The 15,778-nt window shown below is 69.8% G+C and carries 17 protein-coding genes; 3 read left to right on the top strand and 14 right to left on the bottom strand.

The annotated features are described in order from the left end of the window. Positions 1-61: 61 nt before the first annotated feature. From AVKW3434_RS20975 to AVKW3434_RS20950, 6 genes are all read right to left on the bottom strand, one after another. Positions 62-1,066, bottom strand: coding sequence for a Csu type fimbrial protein (locus AVKW3434_RS20975; RefSeq protein WP_284407365.1), 1,005 nt, complete (start codon positions 1,064-1,066; stop codon positions 62-64). Next, entirely contained in the window at positions 1,063-3,435 is a 2,373-nt protein-coding gene (locus tag AVKW3434_RS20970; RefSeq protein ID WP_284407364.1) for a fimbria/pilus outer membrane usher protein, read from the bottom strand. The genes AVKW3434_RS20975 and AVKW3434_RS20970 overlap by 4 nt, the downstream gene beginning before the upstream one ends. Next, a complete protein-coding gene (locus AVKW3434_RS20965) occupies positions 3,422-4,261 on the bottom strand; it encodes a fimbrial biogenesis chaperone (RefSeq protein ID WP_284407363.1) in 840 nt (279 codons plus the stop codon). The genes AVKW3434_RS20970 and AVKW3434_RS20965 overlap by 14 nt, the downstream gene beginning before the upstream one ends. Then, positions 4,261-4,884: a Csu type fimbrial protein gene (locus tag AVKW3434_RS20960; RefSeq protein ID WP_284407362.1), complete on the bottom strand. Its 624-nt coding sequence runs from the start codon at positions 4,882-4,884 to the stop codon at positions 4,261-4,263. The genes AVKW3434_RS20965 and AVKW3434_RS20960 overlap by 1 nt, the downstream gene beginning before the upstream one ends. Before the next feature lie 45 nt (positions 4,885-4,929). After that, complete coding sequence (locus AVKW3434_RS20955) at positions 4,930-5,490, bottom strand: Csu type fimbrial protein (protein WP_284407361.1); 561 nt, start codon at positions 5,488-5,490, stop codon at positions 4,930-4,932. Positions 5,491-5,831: 341 nt separating this feature from the next. After that, complete coding sequence (locus tag AVKW3434_RS20950) at positions 5,832-6,704, bottom strand: gamma-glutamyl-gamma-aminobutyrate hydrolase family protein (RefSeq protein ID WP_272566685.1); 873 nt, start codon at positions 6,702-6,704, stop codon at positions 5,832-5,834. 290 nt (positions 6,705-6,994) lie between these two features. On the opposite strand from AVKW3434_RS20950, the gene AVKW3434_RS20945 reads away from it, so the two are divergent. Then, complete coding sequence (locus tag AVKW3434_RS20945; protein ID WP_272566686.1) at positions 6,995-7,342, top strand: HPF/RaiA family ribosome-associated protein; 348 nt, start codon at positions 6,995-6,997, stop codon at positions 7,340-7,342. Positions 7,343-7,430: 88 nt separating this feature from the next. On the opposite strand, the gene AVKW3434_RS20940 is transcribed toward AVKW3434_RS20945, so the two are convergent. From AVKW3434_RS20940 to AVKW3434_RS20930, 3 genes are all read right to left on the bottom strand, one after another. Continuing rightward, positions 7,431-8,366 carry a TIGR03915 family putative DNA repair protein gene (locus AVKW3434_RS20940; protein WP_284407360.1) on the bottom strand — a complete coding sequence of 312 codons (936 nt, stop codon included), beginning with the start codon at positions 8,364-8,366 and terminating at the stop codon, positions 7,431-7,433. Next, positions 8,366-9,685, bottom strand: coding sequence for a putative DNA modification/repair radical SAM protein (locus AVKW3434_RS20935; protein ID WP_284407359.1), 1,320 nt, complete (start codon positions 9,683-9,685; stop codon positions 8,366-8,368). The genes AVKW3434_RS20940 and AVKW3434_RS20935 overlap by 1 nt, the downstream gene beginning before the upstream one ends. A 138-nt stretch (positions 9,686-9,823) precedes the next feature. Then, on the bottom strand, positions 9,824-10,498 hold the full coding sequence (locus AVKW3434_RS20930) for a TetR/AcrR family transcriptional regulator (RefSeq protein WP_284407358.1): 675 nt from the start codon (positions 10,496-10,498) through the stop codon (positions 9,824-9,826). A gap of 89 nt (positions 10,499-10,587) precedes the next feature. Here AVKW3434_RS20930 and AVKW3434_RS20925 point away from each other — a divergent pair, with 89 nt between their 5' ends. Then, the gene (locus AVKW3434_RS20925) at positions 10,588-11,001 is read left to right on the top strand and encodes a VOC family protein (RefSeq protein WP_284407357.1); all 414 of its coding nucleotides are present in this window, start codon (positions 10,588-10,590) and stop codon (positions 10,999-11,001) included. A 22-nt stretch (positions 11,002-11,023) separates the two neighbouring features. Further along, positions 11,024-11,431 (top strand): YciI family protein, encoded by a 408-nt coding sequence (locus AVKW3434_RS20920; RefSeq protein ID WP_284401674.1) that lies wholly within the window; start codon positions 11,024-11,026, stop codon positions 11,429-11,431. Positions 11,432-11,464: 33 nt separating this feature from the next. Here the strand turns inward: AVKW3434_RS20920 and AVKW3434_RS20915 are convergent, their stop codons facing one another. The 5 genes from AVKW3434_RS20915 to AVKW3434_RS20895 all read right to left on the bottom strand — a co-directional run bounded on the left by AVKW3434_RS20915 (position 11,465) and on the right by AVKW3434_RS20895 (position 15,761). Next, positions 11,465-12,022, bottom strand: a complete 558-nt coding sequence (locus AVKW3434_RS20915; RefSeq protein WP_284407356.1) for a DUF924 family protein — start codon at positions 12,020-12,022, stop codon at positions 11,465-11,467. Positions 12,023-12,134: 112 nt separating this feature from the next. Next, a complete protein-coding gene (locus AVKW3434_RS20910) occupies positions 12,135-13,037 on the bottom strand; it encodes an OmpA family protein (protein WP_284401668.1) in 903 nt (300 codons plus the stop codon). Positions 13,038-13,133: 96 nt separating this feature from the next. Further along, positions 13,134-13,604: a DUF4398 domain-containing protein gene (locus AVKW3434_RS20905; RefSeq protein WP_272566695.1), complete on the bottom strand. Its 471-nt coding sequence runs from the start codon at positions 13,602-13,604 to the stop codon at positions 13,134-13,136. Positions 13,605-13,925: 321 nt separating this feature from the next. Further along, a complete protein-coding gene (gene gap / locus AVKW3434_RS20900; RefSeq protein ID WP_272550521.1) occupies positions 13,926-14,927 on the bottom strand; it encodes a type I glyceraldehyde-3-phosphate dehydrogenase in 1,002 nt (333 codons plus the stop codon). Positions 14,928-14,972: 45 nt separating this feature from the next. Then, on the bottom strand, positions 14,973-15,761 hold the full coding sequence (locus AVKW3434_RS20895; RefSeq protein ID WP_284407355.1) for a hypothetical protein: 789 nt from the start codon (positions 15,759-15,761) through the stop codon (positions 14,973-14,975). Between the last annotated feature and the right edge of the window lie 17 nt (positions 15,762-15,778).

Below are 15,778 nucleotides of genomic sequence, written 5' to 3'. Positions count from 1 at the left end.
AATATGCCCTAGTGTTGATTGTGCTGGCGGCCTGTTCGGCTGGATGGATGGGCGGGGCGGCTCAGAACTGCACGTCCACCACCACGTTGTCCAGGTAGGTGCCCTCCACCGGCGCGGCCTGGTCGGGGTACACGCGGGCGCGGTACGGAAACACGTGCGACCCCGTGCCGTTGGCGATGCCGCCCGCCGGGCCGGACGTGGCCTGGCTGCTGGACACGCGGGAGCCGACGGTCGTGCCCCATGGCGTGGTGCCCGCACCGAAGAAGATGTCGTAGGCCAGCCGGTTGCTGCCGTTGGCCATCTGGCGCCGCCCGCCGCTCGGGTTGCTGCCCGGCCCCAGGCCCACGGTGTAGACCATGCCGGTGGTGCACACCATCGCCACCTGCGACGCGGCCTCGCCGAAGCCCGTGGGCAGCGCGGCGCTGCCGAAGTTGATCGCCCCGGGCGTGATGAGGCAGTCGTTGTTCACCTGCAGCTCCACCGTCACGGTGCGCGTGGCCGTGCCGGCGTACACCGTGCCCAGGCAGGTGGCGAGCAGGCCCGCGCCGTCGCACAGGTTGTAGGTCCAGGCCAGCCGCAGGGTGTCGCGGTAGGTGCCGGCCGGGACGTTGGCGTTCAGCGTGGCGATCTGCACCGGCACGGTGGCCTTGCGGTTGGGCAGCAGGGTGAGGATGTTGGCCCCGGTGGCGTTGATCACCAGCAGGCCCGACGAATAGATGAGCCCGCTGCCGTTGCCCGCCTGGTAGCCGATGGCCTTGGTGCTGTCGCTGATGTTGCGCAGCAGAAAGCCGTTGTCGCTGGTGAGCGTGGCCCGCAGCACGCTGTCGGTGGACAGCAGCGACAGCAGCCCGGAGCCGCAGGTGATGGAGAAGCTGCCCGGCGTGGTCAGGCTGCCGTCGCGCACGGCGAACGAGGACGCGGTGCCCAGCGAGGCGCCGGTTTCCGCATAGCTGCAGACGGCGGCGAAGGCCGGCGCGCCCGCCCCCAGGGCCGCCAGGGCGAGCAGGGGGCGCACGGCCCGCGCCACCCCGGCGAGGGGAGAGGACCGACGGCCGGACGCGGTCACGATTGCATCTCCGGGCCGGCGTCGGCCGGCGCGTCGCCCGTGCGGCAGACCACGCGCAGGTCGCGCGTGCCGGCGTAGGCCTGTTCGCTGAATGCGCCGCGGCACACCTCTCCGTCCGGCAGGCGGGCCACCAGCGTGTTGCGGGCCTGCAGCGCGGTGAGGTACACCACGCCGTCCCAGCCCACCACCGTGGGCACGTTGCCCTGCTCGTGGACCACGGCGGTGCCGGCCGGCAGCGGCGCGCCCCGGCCGTCCACCAGCGTGATGGTGGCGGTGCGCACGCGCATCACCGGCAACCGCACCAGGGTGCCGATGCCGCGCGCCACCGCCACGCGCTTTTCCAGGCTGGGGGTGTGCACGTCCGCCGGCAGCGACAGCGGGTCGATCTCGTAGCGGCCTTCGTAGTAGGCCGGCACCTCCGGCACGAGCAGGTAGCCGCGGGCGTTGGTGCGGCCGACCCGTTGGTGGTTGAAGAGCACCGGCACGTCCGCCATGCCGTCCGTGGACACCAGCGCGAAGCCGTCGCTGATGCGGTTGGAGGCGAAGGCGTAGCCGTCCATCAGCCCGATCGATCCGGCCGCGCCCGCGAAGCGCGTGCCGTGGCCGGCCATGCCGTAGGCGCCGCCCTGCACCGTCATGCTGTCGCCGCGGTAGAGCGCCGAGGCCTGGCTGTAGCGGTTCGCCTGGCCGCCCACGGTGTGGCCCAGGTTCCAGCCGAAGCCGCCGTCCGATGGCACGGTGCGCTGCACGCTGGCCTGGGCCTGCGTGGTGCCGTCGCCGTAGCGGGCCACGGCGGTCTGCGCGCTCGACTGCGGCCCGAGCACGTAGGTGAGCTGCAGGCGCATCTGCGTCTGGCCCGTCTCCAGGGTGCGGCCGGCGGTGAACGACAGGTAGCTGCGGTCCCCGAGCGGCGTGCTGTAGCCTGCGTAGGCCAGCCGGCTGCGCTGGCCCTCGCGGCTTTGCAGGTCCACCCAGCCCACGCTGAACGAGCCGCGCGCCACGTTCAGGCTGGCATCGAGCTGCCGCGTGCGGCGCGGCAGTTGAAAGCCGTCATCGGCGTAGGTGCTGGCATCGCCGTAGCCGGGCGTGCGTTGCAGCTGCTGCATGGAAATGCCGCCGCCCGTGCTCTGGAACTGGTAGCCCAGGCCGAGTTGCCAGCCGCCGCGATCGCGCTGCGCCTGCCCCCGCGTGACGGAGGCATTGGCGACCCCCAGCAGGCCCAGCCGCAGCAGCCCGCCCGCGCCGGCCACGCCGAGCCCGCGGCCCGCCTGCGCCTGGGTTTCGAGGGTGAACGCCTCGGTGATGCCCTGGCGGTACACGCCGGAGGCCAGCGGCCGGCCGTAGGACAGGCTGCGAAAGCCGTAGGCGCGCCGCAGCGCCCCCAGCGAGAGCGAGTAGTCGGTCCAGCCCGGGCGCAGCAGCTGCGTGTTGACGTAGAACGGCACCGAGGTCAGCACCTGCCGCCCCAGCGCGTCGGTGGTCACCACCGAGGCCGTGCCCGAGCCGTTCACCGTGGGCAGCTCGCCCAGCGTGAACGGGCCCGGCGCGACGGCCCGGTTGGCCGCGCGAAAGCCGTTGATGAACACGTCCACCGCCGAGGGCACGGCCGCCTGGCCCGAGAAGGCGGGCAGCGGATAGGTCACCAGGTCGGGCCGGATGCTGAAGTTGCGCGACCACTGCACGCCGCCCATCCGCACCGGCGTGCTCCACTGCAGCGAGCCGGTGATGACGTCGCCGTACACGGTCTGCGTGGCCTCCTGCGTCTCGGGCCGGGTCCACTGCGTGTCGTAGCGCACGTAGCCGGTCGACATGCCGGTGGCGCCGCGGCGCAGGATGCCGGTGCTGGACACCACGCCGGGCTCGCCGAAGTACCGGGCCTCGGACCAGACCGACGAGGTGGTGCGGCCCTGCGTGGTCATGGCGTAGGCGTCGTAGTTGAACAGCAGGCCGCTGCCTGTGCCCAGCGGCAACTGCGTGCGGCTGTGGTCGGCCAAGTCCTGCATCGGCAGCCACTCGGGCGGCACCTGCAGCAGCAGGCGCTGGCCCAGGCTGTCGTACTGGGCCGAGACGCCGGGCAGGGTGTCCACGGCCACGGGGGCGCCGTCCGGCTCGGGGGGCTGCAGGGACAGCTCGCGCAGCGTTTCCGCATCGATCTCGTAATGGGGGCCGCTGTGCTGCACCTTGACGACCTCGCCGGTGGTCCTTCCGTTGACGACGATCTCCAGGAACAGGGTGACCGGGGCGCCGGCATGCGCGTCCGGCACCGGATAGTCGCTGGCGCTGAGCAGGCGCGGCAGGCATGCCGCCAGCACCCCCCACCGGGCGATGCGGGTGCGCAGCGGAGAGGGGCGCGGTTCATTGCGATGCACGGGGCAGCTGGGCTTCGCGCCCGTTGACCGTCACCATCAGGTCGTGGTCGGGTGAGGGCGGCGGCGCCAGGTCCAGCGGCATCTGGCCATGGGGCAGCACGTAGTTCAGCACGTCCTTGGGCGGCGCCGCAGGGCTGCCGCCGCGTGCCCAGGCGACGGAGGTGATGCGCGCGTGCGACGCGCCGTGGTTGTGCACCACGACCTGGCTGGCACGGCCTGCGCCCGTGAGGGCCCACGACAGCTCGGGCGTGACGACCGCGGTGCCGTCGACCAGCGACCGCGCATCGGACAGGCGCTGCGGCAGCGTGTCCGGCCCGTAGACGAAGAGCGGGATCGCATAGCGGATCTGCAGGCGCACGGCCACTGCTGCGTCGCTGGGCAGCGCCTGCGGCGTGCGCGATGCGCCGGCCGAGGGGGGCGCGGGCGCGGGCGGGTCCGGGGGCGGCGGGGGCGTCGCGGCGGGCAGTTCGTCCACCAGCACGCGGTAGGCCTGCTCGGTGCGCGCCGGCACCGGCTGCGTGGACAGCAGGCGCACCATCTGGCGCTGGCCCGGCGGAATCTGGCTGATGGGCGGGCTGGCCACCACCTCGCGCTGCGCCTCGAAGCGGTCCTGCCCGTCGGTCTGGCGCCACTGGAACACCCGCACCTGCATCGACACGGGCTCGGCGCCGCGGTTTTCCAGCCACAGCGCCACCGCGCGCTGCGGGCCCGTGATGACCGGGTCCACGGGCCAGATCATGATCGGCGTGGCTGCGTGCGCCGGCGCGCTCCCCGGGCCGATGCCGCAGAGGCCAGCCAGGGCCAGCGCGAGGAAGCGGAGCCGCATCACCACGACAGGGTCACCTGCACGGTGTCGGTGTAGGTGCCGGCGCTGAGCCCGGAGCCCGGGAACGTCGCGGTGGCCTGGATGGGCAGCGCCGTGGGCGTGGCGCCCAGCGCCATGTCCGCCGCCACATTGGGCAGCAGGACCGGCGCGCCGGCCGCCACCAGCGTGAGCGCGTAGGGAATGAACTGCGAGCCGTTGGAGAGCCGGCGCTGCGCGCCGCTGGCGTGCAGGCCGCTGCCGACCGTCACGCGCAGCGTGGTGCCCGGCGTGCACAGCACCTGGGCCTGCGTGCCCGCACCGCCCGTGGCCATGACGCTGTGGGTGCCGGTGCGCACGGGCGAATGCACGCCGAAATCGAGCAGGCCGAACGACAACCCGGTGGTCTGCGCGCTGCCCGAGATCTGGCAGCCGCGCGCTACGGTCGCGCTCACCGGAATCGTGGCCGTGGTGGCGATGGGCGTGGCGGCCTCGGCGGGCACGGCGACCCACGCCGGCAACGCCGCGAGCACCGCCACCGAGGCGGCTTTGCGCACGCCCGCCGGGGTGGCGTGCGGCCTGCGGAACCGACGCGCAGGGCTTTCCAGGGCGTGCATGGGCCCATGCCGTCCGATGGCTTGCATCATGGATTTCCTCCGGGCGGGCCGGGCGCGTGGCCGGCCGCCGAGCTGTCAGAACGTCAGCGTGACCCCGAGCGTGTCGGTGTAGGCCCCGAAGGGCAGCGACTGGCTGCCGGTCTTGTTGACCTGCCCGTAGATGGGCAAATTGAACGCCGCGCCTGCCGTGGGAATGGCGACATTCGCCACGGGCGTGTTGAGCGGGTAGGGCGTGGTGTGGCTCGCGTCCTGGTACACCTCGTAGGGGATGTAGGCGGATGCGGAGTTCATCGCCCGCGTGCCCACGCCCACCCCGGCGCCCTGGCCGGCATGCAGCCCGCCGCCCACCGTCACGCTGATCACGGTGATCTCGGGCGAGCACAGGATCTGCGTGGTGCCCGCACCGCCGGCGCCGCCCGTGGGGGCCGCGCTCACGGTGCCGGAGAACGTCGCGGGCTGGGTGCCGAAGTCCAGCATACCGAAGCTCACGCCGGACTGCCCGCCCGAACTGCCCGAGATGACGCAGCCCGTGCTGATGCGCATGGTCGCCTGCAGGTTGCCGGTGAGGGTGTCCGCCGCCGCGGTGCCGGGCCCGGCGACGAGGGCCAGGCAAGACAAGGCCACAGCGGCAGGCATCGCGCGCAACGGCAGTCTGGGGGACGGGTCGGTGTGGGTTCCGCGCGGCGTTGCGCTTGCGGCTGACGGTCTCGTTGGCATCGCTTTCCCCTATTCGTTGCAGGAAGAAAATTTCGATGGGACAGTGGTCTACGTCGTCTTGCAGCTCTCCAAGCTGCACTGTCTCCGGACACAGTTATTGCACATTTACACGGTAGGCCTTCGCATTGTTAACAAATGGAAACAATTTGCCGGAAAGCCCCGCATTGATTATTGCAACGCGAAACAGAGGCCCCTGCGCTGCGCTGTCTGGCGGGGTTGCTATCGTTTTTGATAGCTACGGTTGAGGTAGCGCGCGCCTCTCAGCGGCGCAGCAAAAGGGCCTGCCGAAGCAGTCTGGCGGCACGATCCCGGATCTGGAAGGGGCTGTGGCCCGGCAACGGACGCACTTTGGAGCGCGAACAGGCCGCCAGAAAGTCCTCCAGGATGGGCGCGTCGTCCATGGTCTGGGACGAGCCGGGCTTGAAGAATTCCGGGTGCCACTGGGTGGCGGCGATGTAGCCGCGCCCACGCTGCGGGCGCCGCCGGATCGCCTCCGGCACGCCGTCGGGATGGCTCCAGGCCTCGATCTCGAAGCCCGGCGCGAGGTTCTTGATGCCCTGATGGTGGATGCTGTTGACCACCACGCGCTGCTGGCTCGGATACATCTGCGACAGCCGGGTGCCGGGCACTAATTCCACTTCGTGGAAATGTTGGTCGTAAGTCACCGCGTTGCGGTGCTGCTGGGCGCCGGGGTGCTGGGTTTCGATGTCCTGGTAGAGCGTGCCGCCGAAGGCCACGTTGATCAGCTGCAGCCCCCGGCACACGCCGAAGATGGGCTTGCCGGCCTGCTCGAAGGCTTCGACCACCGCCAGGTCGTACAGGTCGCGGATGCGGTCGCCCAGCCAGGCGTCCTTGAGCGGGACCTCGCCATAGGTGCCGGGCCACACGTCGGACCCGCCGTGCATCACCACGCCATCGAGCCAGTCCGCGTAGTGCGCCAGGGTGACGTCGCCGCGCGCGGTCTCGCCGGTGGGGCAGGGCACCATCACCACCATCGCGCCGGCGGACATGATCCAGTGGGCGATCGACTGCTCCACGTACTGCAGCGTCTTGTTGGTGAACAGGGAGCGTGCGGGGTCCGCATGGGAGAAGCAGGCGGACAGACCGATCTTGAGGCGCTTGGAAGTGGACATGCTCAGCGGTCCGCGAAGGAGAATCGGCGGCGACTGGATGCGCCGCAGGTCAGGGCAAAAGGCATCCGAACGTTGTAACACCCGCCCCCGGCACCGGCTGTAGGAACCGGCCGCTCCCGCCGTGGGCGCCCGCCCGACAGTCCCGCGGCGCCGCGCGTTGCGGTGGCCCGGCGCTGCGATGTGCGACGATGCCCCTGGGTGGTGGCCGGAACGCGGCATCCACGCGCCGGTCCCGCCCTTTCGTCTTGCCCGGCCCCTGCCGGGCGCCATTGGAAAAAAGGAGCAACGCTATGCAAGTACAGGTGCACACCGACGACTACATCCAGGGCGGCGAATCGCTGGCCCAGTGGATCCATGACGAGACCAACAGCCGGCTTGCACGCTTTCGCGATCACCTGACCCGCGTGGAGGTCTTCCTGTCCGATGTGGATGCCGGCAAGTCCGGCGCGGCCGACAAGCGCTGCGTGGTGGAAGCCCGCGCGGCGGGCCGCCCGCCCGTCGCCGCCAGCGCGGACGCCGACAAGCTGGCCGATGCCTTCACCAGCGCGGTCGAAAAGGCGGCCCGCGCCCTCGACACCGACCTGGGCCGCCTCAAGGACCGCCACGGCCGCGAGACCATCCGCACCGCGACCGAGTGAGTCCGGCAGGGCCCTGCAGCTCCAGGCCTGTGCGGGCCCCGGCCCTCCGGACACCGAACCGCCACGGCCCCGCTTTCGCGGGGCTTTTTTATTCCGCAGGCCTGGCGGCGGCGCGGCCGGGGCCTGCCGCGATGCGCCGGCGCGGCACGGTGCCGGGCGCCTCCACCATGCGCGTGCTGCGGGCCTGTGCCGTCTGCGCGAGTTCGCCGATCAGCGTGGCCTCGGGCAGGTTCTTCCAGTAGCGCGTGGGCATCTCCTTGCGCATCATGTCCAGCTTCAGGCGCGCAGGATTGAAGATGTTCCGGTAGTAGGTGAGCCACAGCGCCTCGCCCGCATCCGGTGGCGGCGCGTCGCTGCGCTGCGCCGCCGGGCCCCGGTGCAGCCGCTGGCCGTCCCAGTGCACGCTGGCGTCCGGCGTGAGGATGGCCCAGCGCATCTGGGTGAAGCGGCGCGTGAAGAACGGCGCGTTGGCCTCGGTGATCCAGTGGTCCGGCTCGAACCAGGCGATGTGCAGCGTGCCGCCGTCGGGCTCGGGCACGGGCCGGAACCGCACGAAGGCGCGCATCTTGTGCATGTCGCGCTTCACGGCGCGGTCCAGGTGCTGCAGCCGCAGGCGGTCAGGGTCCAGCGGGTCGTGGCGCAGGCCCGGCTCGTGCGCGAGCCGCCACAGCAGCCGGTACATCAGCGCGAAGCGGCCGGGGTCGCGGTGCAGCACCACGCGCTCGCACCGCTGCAGGAACTCGCGTGGCACCCGCGGTGGGGAGGCGGGCGGCGGTGCATCGGGCGAAAGGGATGCGCCCGGCGCGCGCGCGGCATCGTCCGCTGCCGCCGGGCCGGCCTCCCCGGACCCCTCGGCGAACAGGTCGCCCGCCGCGTCCGCGGCCGTGAACCACTGCACCTGCTGTGGCGGGCGGCCGCCTTGCAGCAGTGTGCGCGCCGCCGCGCGAAAGCCCGCCCAGTCGGTGGCGTGGCCCAGGGTCACGGTGGTGACCGCACCGGTGGCTGTGGTGGTGGCGTCGTCCATCAGCCGAACAGCGAGGCCTGCACGGGCGGCGCGGGGGCGGCAGGTGCACCCGCCAGCGGGACCGGCCGTGCCGGCGTGGCGAAGAACGCCTGCAGGTGCACCGAATCGAGCAGGCGCCCCGGCCGGTGGTCCACCGTCTCGACGAACGGCAGCACCTTCTTGAGCGGCACGCGCAGGCGCGACAGGTCGGCATGCCGCACGCGCCGCACCCGGCGCGAGGCCAGCAGCCGGTCCACCGAGCCCACGCCCAGACCGGGCACGCGCAGCAGCATCTCGCGCGGGGCGGTGTTGAGGTTGACGGGGAAGCGCTCCGGGTGCGCGATGGCCCAGGCGAGCTTGGGGTCCATGTCCAGCGACAGCATGCCGCCCTGGCGCGCGGGCACGATCTCCTCGTGCGCGAAGCCGTAAAAGCGCATCAGCCAGTCGGCCTGGTACAGCCGGTGCTCGCGCACCATGGGCGGGGCGGCCAGCGGCAGCGCGCGCGAGGCGTCCGGAATGGGGCTGAACGCCGAGTAGTACACGCGCCGCAGGCGAAAGCCACCGTACAGCTGCGCGCTCGTTGCCAGGATGGTGCGGTCGTCCGCCGCATCCGCGCCCACGATCATCTGCGTGCTCTGGCCCCCCGGGGCGAAATGCGGCGCGGCGGCCCGCCGCGTGCGGCCAGGCAGCGAGACGACCTGCGCGGCGCCCTGCTGCTCGCGCCGGGCCTGCCGGGCATCGGCGATGTGTCCGGCCATGCGCGCCATCGAGCGGCGGATGGCGGCGCCGTCCTTCTCGGGCGCCAGCGCCGCCAGGCCCTGCGGTGTGGGCAGCTCCACGTTGATGCTCAGGCGGTCGGCGTAGCGGCCGGCGCGCTGCATCAGCTCGGGCGAGGCATCGGGAATGGTCTTGAGGTGGATGTAGCCGCGAAAGTCGTGCTCCTCGCGCAGCACGCGGGCCACCTCCACCACCAGCTCCATGGTGTAGTCGGGACTCTGGATGATGCCGCTGGACAGGAACAGCCCCTCGATGCAGTTGCGCCGGTAGAAGTCGAGCGTGAGGTCGACCACCTCCTGCACCGTGAACCGCGCGCGCTGCACGTTGCTGCTCACGCGGTTCACGCAGTACAGGCAGTCGTACAGGCAGAAGTTGGTGAGCAGGATCTTGAGCAGCGAGATGCAGCGCCCGTCCGGCGCGTAGCTGTGGCAGATGCCCGAGCCCTCGGTGGAGCCGATGCCGCGCCCACCCACGGAGTTGCGTGGCGCCGCGCCGCTGGAGGCGCACGAGGCGTCGTACTTGGCAGCGTCGGCGAGGATGGCGAGTTTGGCGTCGAGAATCACTGTATGAATTTACAGTGATGTGCGGCGGGCCGCAACGGAAATCTGCTGTGCTACTAAAGATGTAGCACTATGCCCTAGTAGCATATGCGCTGGAGGCCGATCGGGCCATGCACCTTGCAGTCTGGAAAGGCCTGCCGATCACAGGCCCTTTTCCACCATGTCCAGGAGCCGCTGGGCCACGCGGTCCATCTGCGGCCCCACCGCGCGGCCCAGGGGGCCGTCGATCACCAGCAGGGCCAGGCCGTGCACCGCCGACCAGGCCAGGAACTCCGCCCCGGGCCGCCGCTCGGCAGGCAGCACGCCGGCCGCCACCATGCGGTCCAGCGCGGCGCCCAGCAGTTGGAAGGGGTCGAGCCCGGTCGCGCCGCCCTTGTCGGCATGGTGCGGCGTTTCGGGGCCGATGTCGCCCGAAGCGGCGAAGGCGGCATGGAACAGACCCGTCTCCTCGCGCGCGAAGCGCAGGTAGCCGGTGCCCACCGCGCGCAGGCTGCGCCGGGCCTGATCGGGCGGCGCCAGGCCGGCGGGGATGGCGGCCAGCTCGGCTTCCATGGCCCGCGCCACGCGGGCCAGCGCGACGGCGCGCACGGCCTCCAGCAGGTCCTGGCGATTGGCGAAGTGGCGGTAGGCCGCGTTGGGCGCCACGCCCGCCCGGCGCGTGGCCTCGCGCAGCACCACGGCCTGCGGGCCGCCCTCGCGTGCCAGCGCCACGCCCGCGTCCAGCAGGGCGCGGCGCAAATCCCCGTGGCGGTAGGTCTGGCGCGGCGGCGTGGCTTTGGGGGGCGGGTTCGGGGCCTGCGAGGCGGGTTCGGTCATGCGGGTTTGTCGATGTGGACGCTGTCCATTGTGTCTGCTAAGGTTTGTGAACGGCGTACACAAGCCCCGCCCTTTTTTTGGAGATGTCCATGGCCACCCAGATGTTCGTGAACCTGCCCATCCAGGACCTGCCCCGGTCCGTCGCGTTCTTCACCGCGCTGGGTTTTCGCTTCGACCCGCGCTTCACCAGCGACAAGGCCACCTGCATGATCGTGAGCGAGCACAGCTTCGTCATGCTGCTCACCCAGCCGTTCTTCCAGACCTTCACCGACAAGCCCGTGAGCGACGCGCATCGCTCCACCGAAGTATTGATCTGCCTGTCGCGCGACAGCAGGGCGGCCGTGGACGAGATCGTGCGCCAGGCGGTCGCCGCCGGCGGCAAGGCGCCGCGCGCGGCGCAGGACCACGGCTTCATGTACCAGCACGGCTTCGAAGACCCGGACGGGCACCTGTGGGAGGTCATGTTCATGGAGCCCGGCGCCATTCCCCCCACCGAGTCCTGACCCCTGCCCCGGAGGCCCTGCCATGCGATTCATGCTCTTGATGATTCCCCACGGCTACGAATCCGCCGCGCCCGGCACCGTGCCCGAGGCCGACGCCGTCGCGGCCATGATGGCCTACAACGAAAGCCTGCAGGCCGCCGGCGTGCTGCGGTCGCTGGAAGGCCTGCACCCGCCGTCGGCGGGCGTGCGCATCACCTTCGAAGGCGGTACGCCCAAGGTGCAGCCCGGGCCGTTTCCCGGCGTGGCCGAGGTGCTGGGCGGGTTCTGGATCATCGAGGTGGCCTCCCGGGAGGAGGCGATCGCCTGGGCCTCGCGCTGCCCGGCGTCGGGCAACGAAACCATCGAGGTGCGGCAGATCCAGGAGATGTCGGACTTCCCGCCCGATGTGCAGGAGGCCGCCAAGGGCTTCACCGAAATGCAGGGGCGCTGAAGGGCGCAGAGGCGTGCCCCGCAACAGCGCCCCTCAGAACGCGCTGCCGGGCTCCTGCAGGAAGGCCGTCTCCTGCGGCGTCGAAGGGCGGCCCAGCACGGCGTTGCGGTGCGGAAAGCGGCCGAAGCGCGCCACGATGTCCCGGTGCCGCACCGCGAAGTCGAGGTTGTTGGCATTGCCGAGCTGCGTGAACAGCGCGACCGATCGCGCCTGCACCGCAGCGGACTCGCTGTGCATGTAAGGCATGTAGAGAAACGCGCGCCACGCGGGCGGCAAGGCGGCGTCGGCCTGGGCCGCCACTGCCTCCTGCGCGAGCACCAGGGCCATGCCGTCGTGCGCGAACGCCTGGGCGCTGTCGCGGTGCAGGTTGCGGGAGAACTGGTCCAGCACGATCACCTCCGCCAGCCGGCCCTGCGGCGTGGCGCGCCAGTCCCATAGCTCGGCTTGCGCCGCCTCGTGGTGCAGGCGGGCGAAGCGTTCGCGGATGGCGGCGTCGAACGCTGCGTCCTTGGCGAACCATTGCTGGGGCGTGGTTTCCTCGAACCAGAAGGTCAGCACATGGCGTGCGGCATCGGGCAAGTCGGGGTGCATGGCGGATCGGATCCAGAGGGGTATGGGACGAAAGAAAGCCGCCGTGCCCGGCAGATGCAGGGAAACGGCGGCGGTCGGTGCGCGCGGTGGCCCGCCCACGGGTCGTTGGACTTTAACGGCCCTTGAGGTTGCCCTGGGCGTCGGCGATCACGATCTCGACGCGGCGGTTCATGGCACGGCCTTCGGGCGAGCCGTTCTCGGCCACGGGGTACGACTTGCCGTAACCGCGTGCCGTGATGCGGCTGGTGTCCACGCCGCGCTGCACCAGCGCGTCACGCACGGCCTGGGCGCGGCGCTCCGACAGTTCCTGGTTGTAGCTGTCCGAGCCCACGCTGTCGGTGTAGCCCTCGATCAGCAGTTTGCGCTCGGGGAACTGCTTGAGGAAGTTGGCCAGCTTGTCCAGGCGCGGACCGGCCTGGGCCGACAGATCGGCCTTGTTGAAGGCGAACAGCACATCGCCCAGCGTGACCAGCAGGCCGCGCTCGGTTTGCTGGCCTTCGATCTCACGCAGTTGCGCTTCGAGCTGGCGCACGCGGTCCTGCGCGGCCCGGGCTTGCGCCTGCTGCTGCGCGGCGAGCTGCTCGGCCGTCATGGCACGGGCCTGGGCGACCTGCGCATTGCGGGCCGAGGCTTCGGCCTCGCGGGTGCGCGCTTCCAGGCGCAGGCGGTCGGTCTCGCTGCCGGCCTGCTTGATCTCGGCGTCCAGCCGGCGGGCCTGCGCCGTGTTGGTGGCGATGGCAGCGCGCTGCGTGGCCAGGTAAGCCAGGTGGTTGGCTTCGGACTCGTCCTTCTCGTCGCGCAGCACATGGTCGGCGCGGGCCAGCGTGTCGGTGGCGGCCTTCAGTTCGAGCTGGGCGTATTGGTTCACGGCCGGATCGGTGGCGGCACGGTTCACGGCGGAGCGGGCCTGCTCCACGGCCGGCAGGGGGCCGGGCGACGCGCAGGCGGCCAGCAGACCGGCGGCGAGCAGGGCAGCGGCCAGGGTAGAGGTGCGGCGGAGGTTGGATGACTGCATGGTGGTGTCCTTCAAATCGGGGAATGGGCGGCCGCGCCGCGGTGGCGCGTGGGTGTCGGCGGCCGGTCAGGAAGGCGGGCCCGAGGGCCCGGCGCCTCAGCGGGCCGGAGGCACGGCACCGGGCATGGGTGCAGGCATGGGGGCGGCCATGGGCACTGGCGCGGGAGGGGGCGGTGGCATGGCACCGGGGACGGGCGGCGCGCGGCGGGTGATTTCGTCCTGCAGCGACTGGATGCTGGTCTTGACCTGCTGCAGCGTGGCGGCGTTGTCCGTGGCTTCGGCCTTCGTCTCGGCCACGCGGGCGTCGGCTTCCGCTTCGGCGGCCAAGCGGCGCGCGCGCGTGTAGTCCTTGCTGTCCAGGGCCTGCTGGGCCTGGGTCCACTTGTCACGGGCGCTCTGCAGTTCCACGGGGGCGTTGGCGGCCACCTTGGGCGCGGTGGTCGCGCGGTCCACGGCAGTGCGGCTCACGGCCATCTGCTCGGTGGGCTTGGGGGTGGAGGAGCAGGCGGCAAGCGCGCCCAGCGCCAGCACGGCAGTGGCAGTTCGGATCAAGGTGAAGGTCGGCATGGTGTTTTTCTCCGGACAGGGATGGAATGGCGCTTTGGGGCGGGTCCCGGTGACGGGAGCCCCTGGCGACAGGGTTCCGATTGTTCGGGCTGGGCCTGCCACCCGGCGTAGGCCCATCGCAGCAGGCCGCGTGGGCAATGTCCGACGAAACGTGAGCAATGCATCCGAAAGCAACGGTTGCGAGCGCGTTCCTGCCGATGCGATCCAGGTCCGTGCCGATGGGTGGTGGCAAAGCGGCGGGTGTCGGCTCGAAACCGCTTGCCCAAAGAAAAACGCGCCCGAAGGCGCGTTCCGATGGTCCGGCAAGCGGGCGCTGCTGTCTCAGCGGGAAGACACCACGCGCACCATGTCCAGGCACTTGTTGGAGTAGCCCCATTCGTTGTCGTACCAGGACACGATCTTCACGAAGGTGTCGTCGAGGGCGATGCCGGCATCGGCATCGAACACGCTGGTGCAGCTTTCGCCGCGGAAGTCGGTCGCCACCACCTTGTCTTCGGTGTAGCCCAGGATGCCCTTGAGCGCGCCTTCCGACTGCGACTTCATTTCCGCGCAGATCTCGGCGTACGTGGCGGGCTTTTCCAGCTCGACGGTCAGGTCCACCACCGACACGTCGGAGGTGGGCACGCGGAACGACATGCCGGTGAGCTTCTTGTTGAGCGCCGGGATCACCACGCCCACGGCCTTGGCGGCGCCGGTGGAGCTGGGGATGATGTTTTCCAGGATGCCGCGGCCACCGCGCCAGTCCTTGTTGGACGGGCCGTCCACGGTCTTTTGCGTCGCGGTGGCGGCGTGCACGGTGGTCATCAGGCCGCGCTTGATGCCCCACTTGTCGTTCAGCACCTTGGCCACGGGGGCCAAGCAGTTGGTGGTGCACGAGGCGTTGGAGATGATGGGCTGGCCGGCGTAGGAATTGCAGTTCACGCCATGCACGAACATCGGCGTGTCGTCCTTGGACGGGGCCGACAGGATGACCTTCTTCGCGCCCGCGTCGATGTGCTTTTGCGCCGTTTCCTTGGTCAGGAACAGGCCCGTGGCCTCGATCACGACGTCCGCGCCGACTTCGTTCCACTTGAGCTGCGCCGGGTCGCGTTCCTGCGTGAGGCGGATCTTCTTGCCGTTGACGACCAGGGTGTTCCCCTCCACCGCGATGGTGCCCTTGAAGCGGCCATGCACCGAGTCGTACTGGAGCATGTACGCCAGGTAATCCGGCTCCAACAGGTCGTTGATGCCGACGACCTCGATGTCGGAGAAGTTCTGCACGGCGGCGCGGAACACCATGCGGCCGATGCGGCCGAAGCCATTGATGCCAATCTTGATCGTCATGAGATTTCCTTTAGTAGAAAGTAAAAAAATGCCGTAGACCAGATATCAAACGCCGCCCAGGGCGTTGTTGATAAAAAGCGTTCCCTTTTTTGCAGGCTTTATTTGAGCGAGAAATTCCGGTATGCGAGGAAGTACGCCCCCGCATTCGTTGATGCAGGCCTTGTCATTGATGACGGATGTGTCCGGGCTGAACATCGGCTTGAATCCTCTGTTCTTGTTGCTGCCTACCGAACCGTTGCGGTCCCATATGGCCAACGCAGTTTCTTTGGAAACGGGTTTTGCCATGGCCAAGGCCTGGGCTTTGGTCACTGTGCCGATGGCAATATGAAAGCCGATCAAATTGGAAACCAGATCTTCCTGGCTGAAGCCGCTGTCCGTGATGAAATTCGGAAAGAACTCTTGATGTGCCTCAAATTCCAGGCTGACTTCCATGAAGATGGCTAAAGCCACTGATTTTTTCTCGGCAGGAGACAGGTTGTGCTTGACCACATATTCCCGCTTGACTCCGGAAGATATCTTCTTGCCAAGCGCATGCATGTCTTGTCGATGCACGACCTTGAACCCCGTCGTCTTTTTGTCAGGGAAGGTGACCGCCTTAAAAGTGTCCGTCTTGGAGGGATGCGTGCATATTTGCGGATGAATGCCCAGGCAATGCCTGACATCCGGGCCGCCCGCATTGATTTCTTTCCAGAGTGCAGAGGCTCCGGTATGCGGCCTCGTGGACTCTGGATGCATATGGCCCAAGTCAAGCCAACCAAGGTTGCAGGTGTACACGAGCCCATAGTTTTGAGACAGTGCTTTTTGCCCGTCCAAAATGTCAATGCGTTTGCTCAAGTGGCACCTTCATTGAT

Source organism: Acidovorax sp. SUPP3434 (assembly GCF_030159015.1).
Taxonomy (GTDB): domain Bacteria; phylum Pseudomonadota; class Gammaproteobacteria; order Burkholderiales; family Burkholderiaceae_C; genus Paracidovorax.
This window is presented reverse-complemented; position numbering and strand designations above follow the sequence as displayed.

Excerpts from the sequence above, each read along its gene's own strand:
- AVKW3434_RS20950 (WP_272566685.1), bottom strand. The coding sequence starts at position 6,704 with ATGTCCACTTCCAAGCGCCTCAAGATCGGTCTGTCCGCCTGCTTCTCC.
- AVKW3434_RS20925 (WP_284407357.1), top strand. The coding sequence starts at position 10,588 with ATGGCCACCCAGATGTTCGTGAACCTGCCCATCCAGGACCTGCCCCGG.
- AVKW3434_RS20965 (WP_284407363.1), bottom strand. The coding sequence starts at position 4,261 with ATGCGGCTCCGCTTCCTCGCGCTGGCCCTGGCTGGCCTCTGCGGCATC.
- AVKW3434_RS20955 (WP_284407361.1), bottom strand. The coding sequence starts at position 5,490 with ATGCCTGCCGCTGTGGCCTTGTCTTGCCTGGCCCTCGTCGCCGGGCCC.
- gap (WP_272550521.1), bottom strand. The coding sequence starts at position 14,927 with ATGACGATCAAGATTGGCATCAATGGCTTCGGCCGCATCGGCCGCATG.
- AVKW3434_RS20930 (WP_284407358.1), bottom strand. The coding sequence starts at position 10,498 with ATGACCGAACCCGCCTCGCAGGCCCCGAACCCGCCCCCCAAAGCCACG.
- AVKW3434_RS20960 (WP_284407362.1), bottom strand. The coding sequence starts at position 4,884 with ATGATGCAAGCCATCGGACGGCATGGGCCCATGCACGCCCTGGAAAGC.
- AVKW3434_RS20910 (WP_284401668.1), bottom strand. The coding sequence starts at position 13,037 with ATGCAGTCATCCAACCTCCGCCGCACCTCTACCCTGGCCGCTGCCCTG.
- AVKW3434_RS20940 (WP_284407360.1), bottom strand. The coding sequence starts at position 8,366 with ATGGACGACGCCACCACCACAGCCACCGGTGCGGTCACCACCGTGACC.
- AVKW3434_RS20915 (WP_284407356.1), bottom strand. The coding sequence starts at position 12,022 with ATGCACCCCGACTTGCCCGATGCCGCACGCCATGTGCTGACCTTCTGG.
- AVKW3434_RS20905 (WP_272566695.1), bottom strand. The coding sequence starts at position 13,604 with ATGCCGACCTTCACCTTGATCCGAACTGCCACTGCCGTGCTGGCGCTG.
- AVKW3434_RS20920 (WP_284401674.1), top strand. The coding sequence starts at position 11,024 with ATGCGATTCATGCTCTTGATGATTCCCCACGGCTACGAATCCGCCGCG.
- AVKW3434_RS20945 (WP_272566686.1), top strand. The coding sequence starts at position 6,995 with ATGCAAGTACAGGTGCACACCGACGACTACATCCAGGGCGGCGAATCG.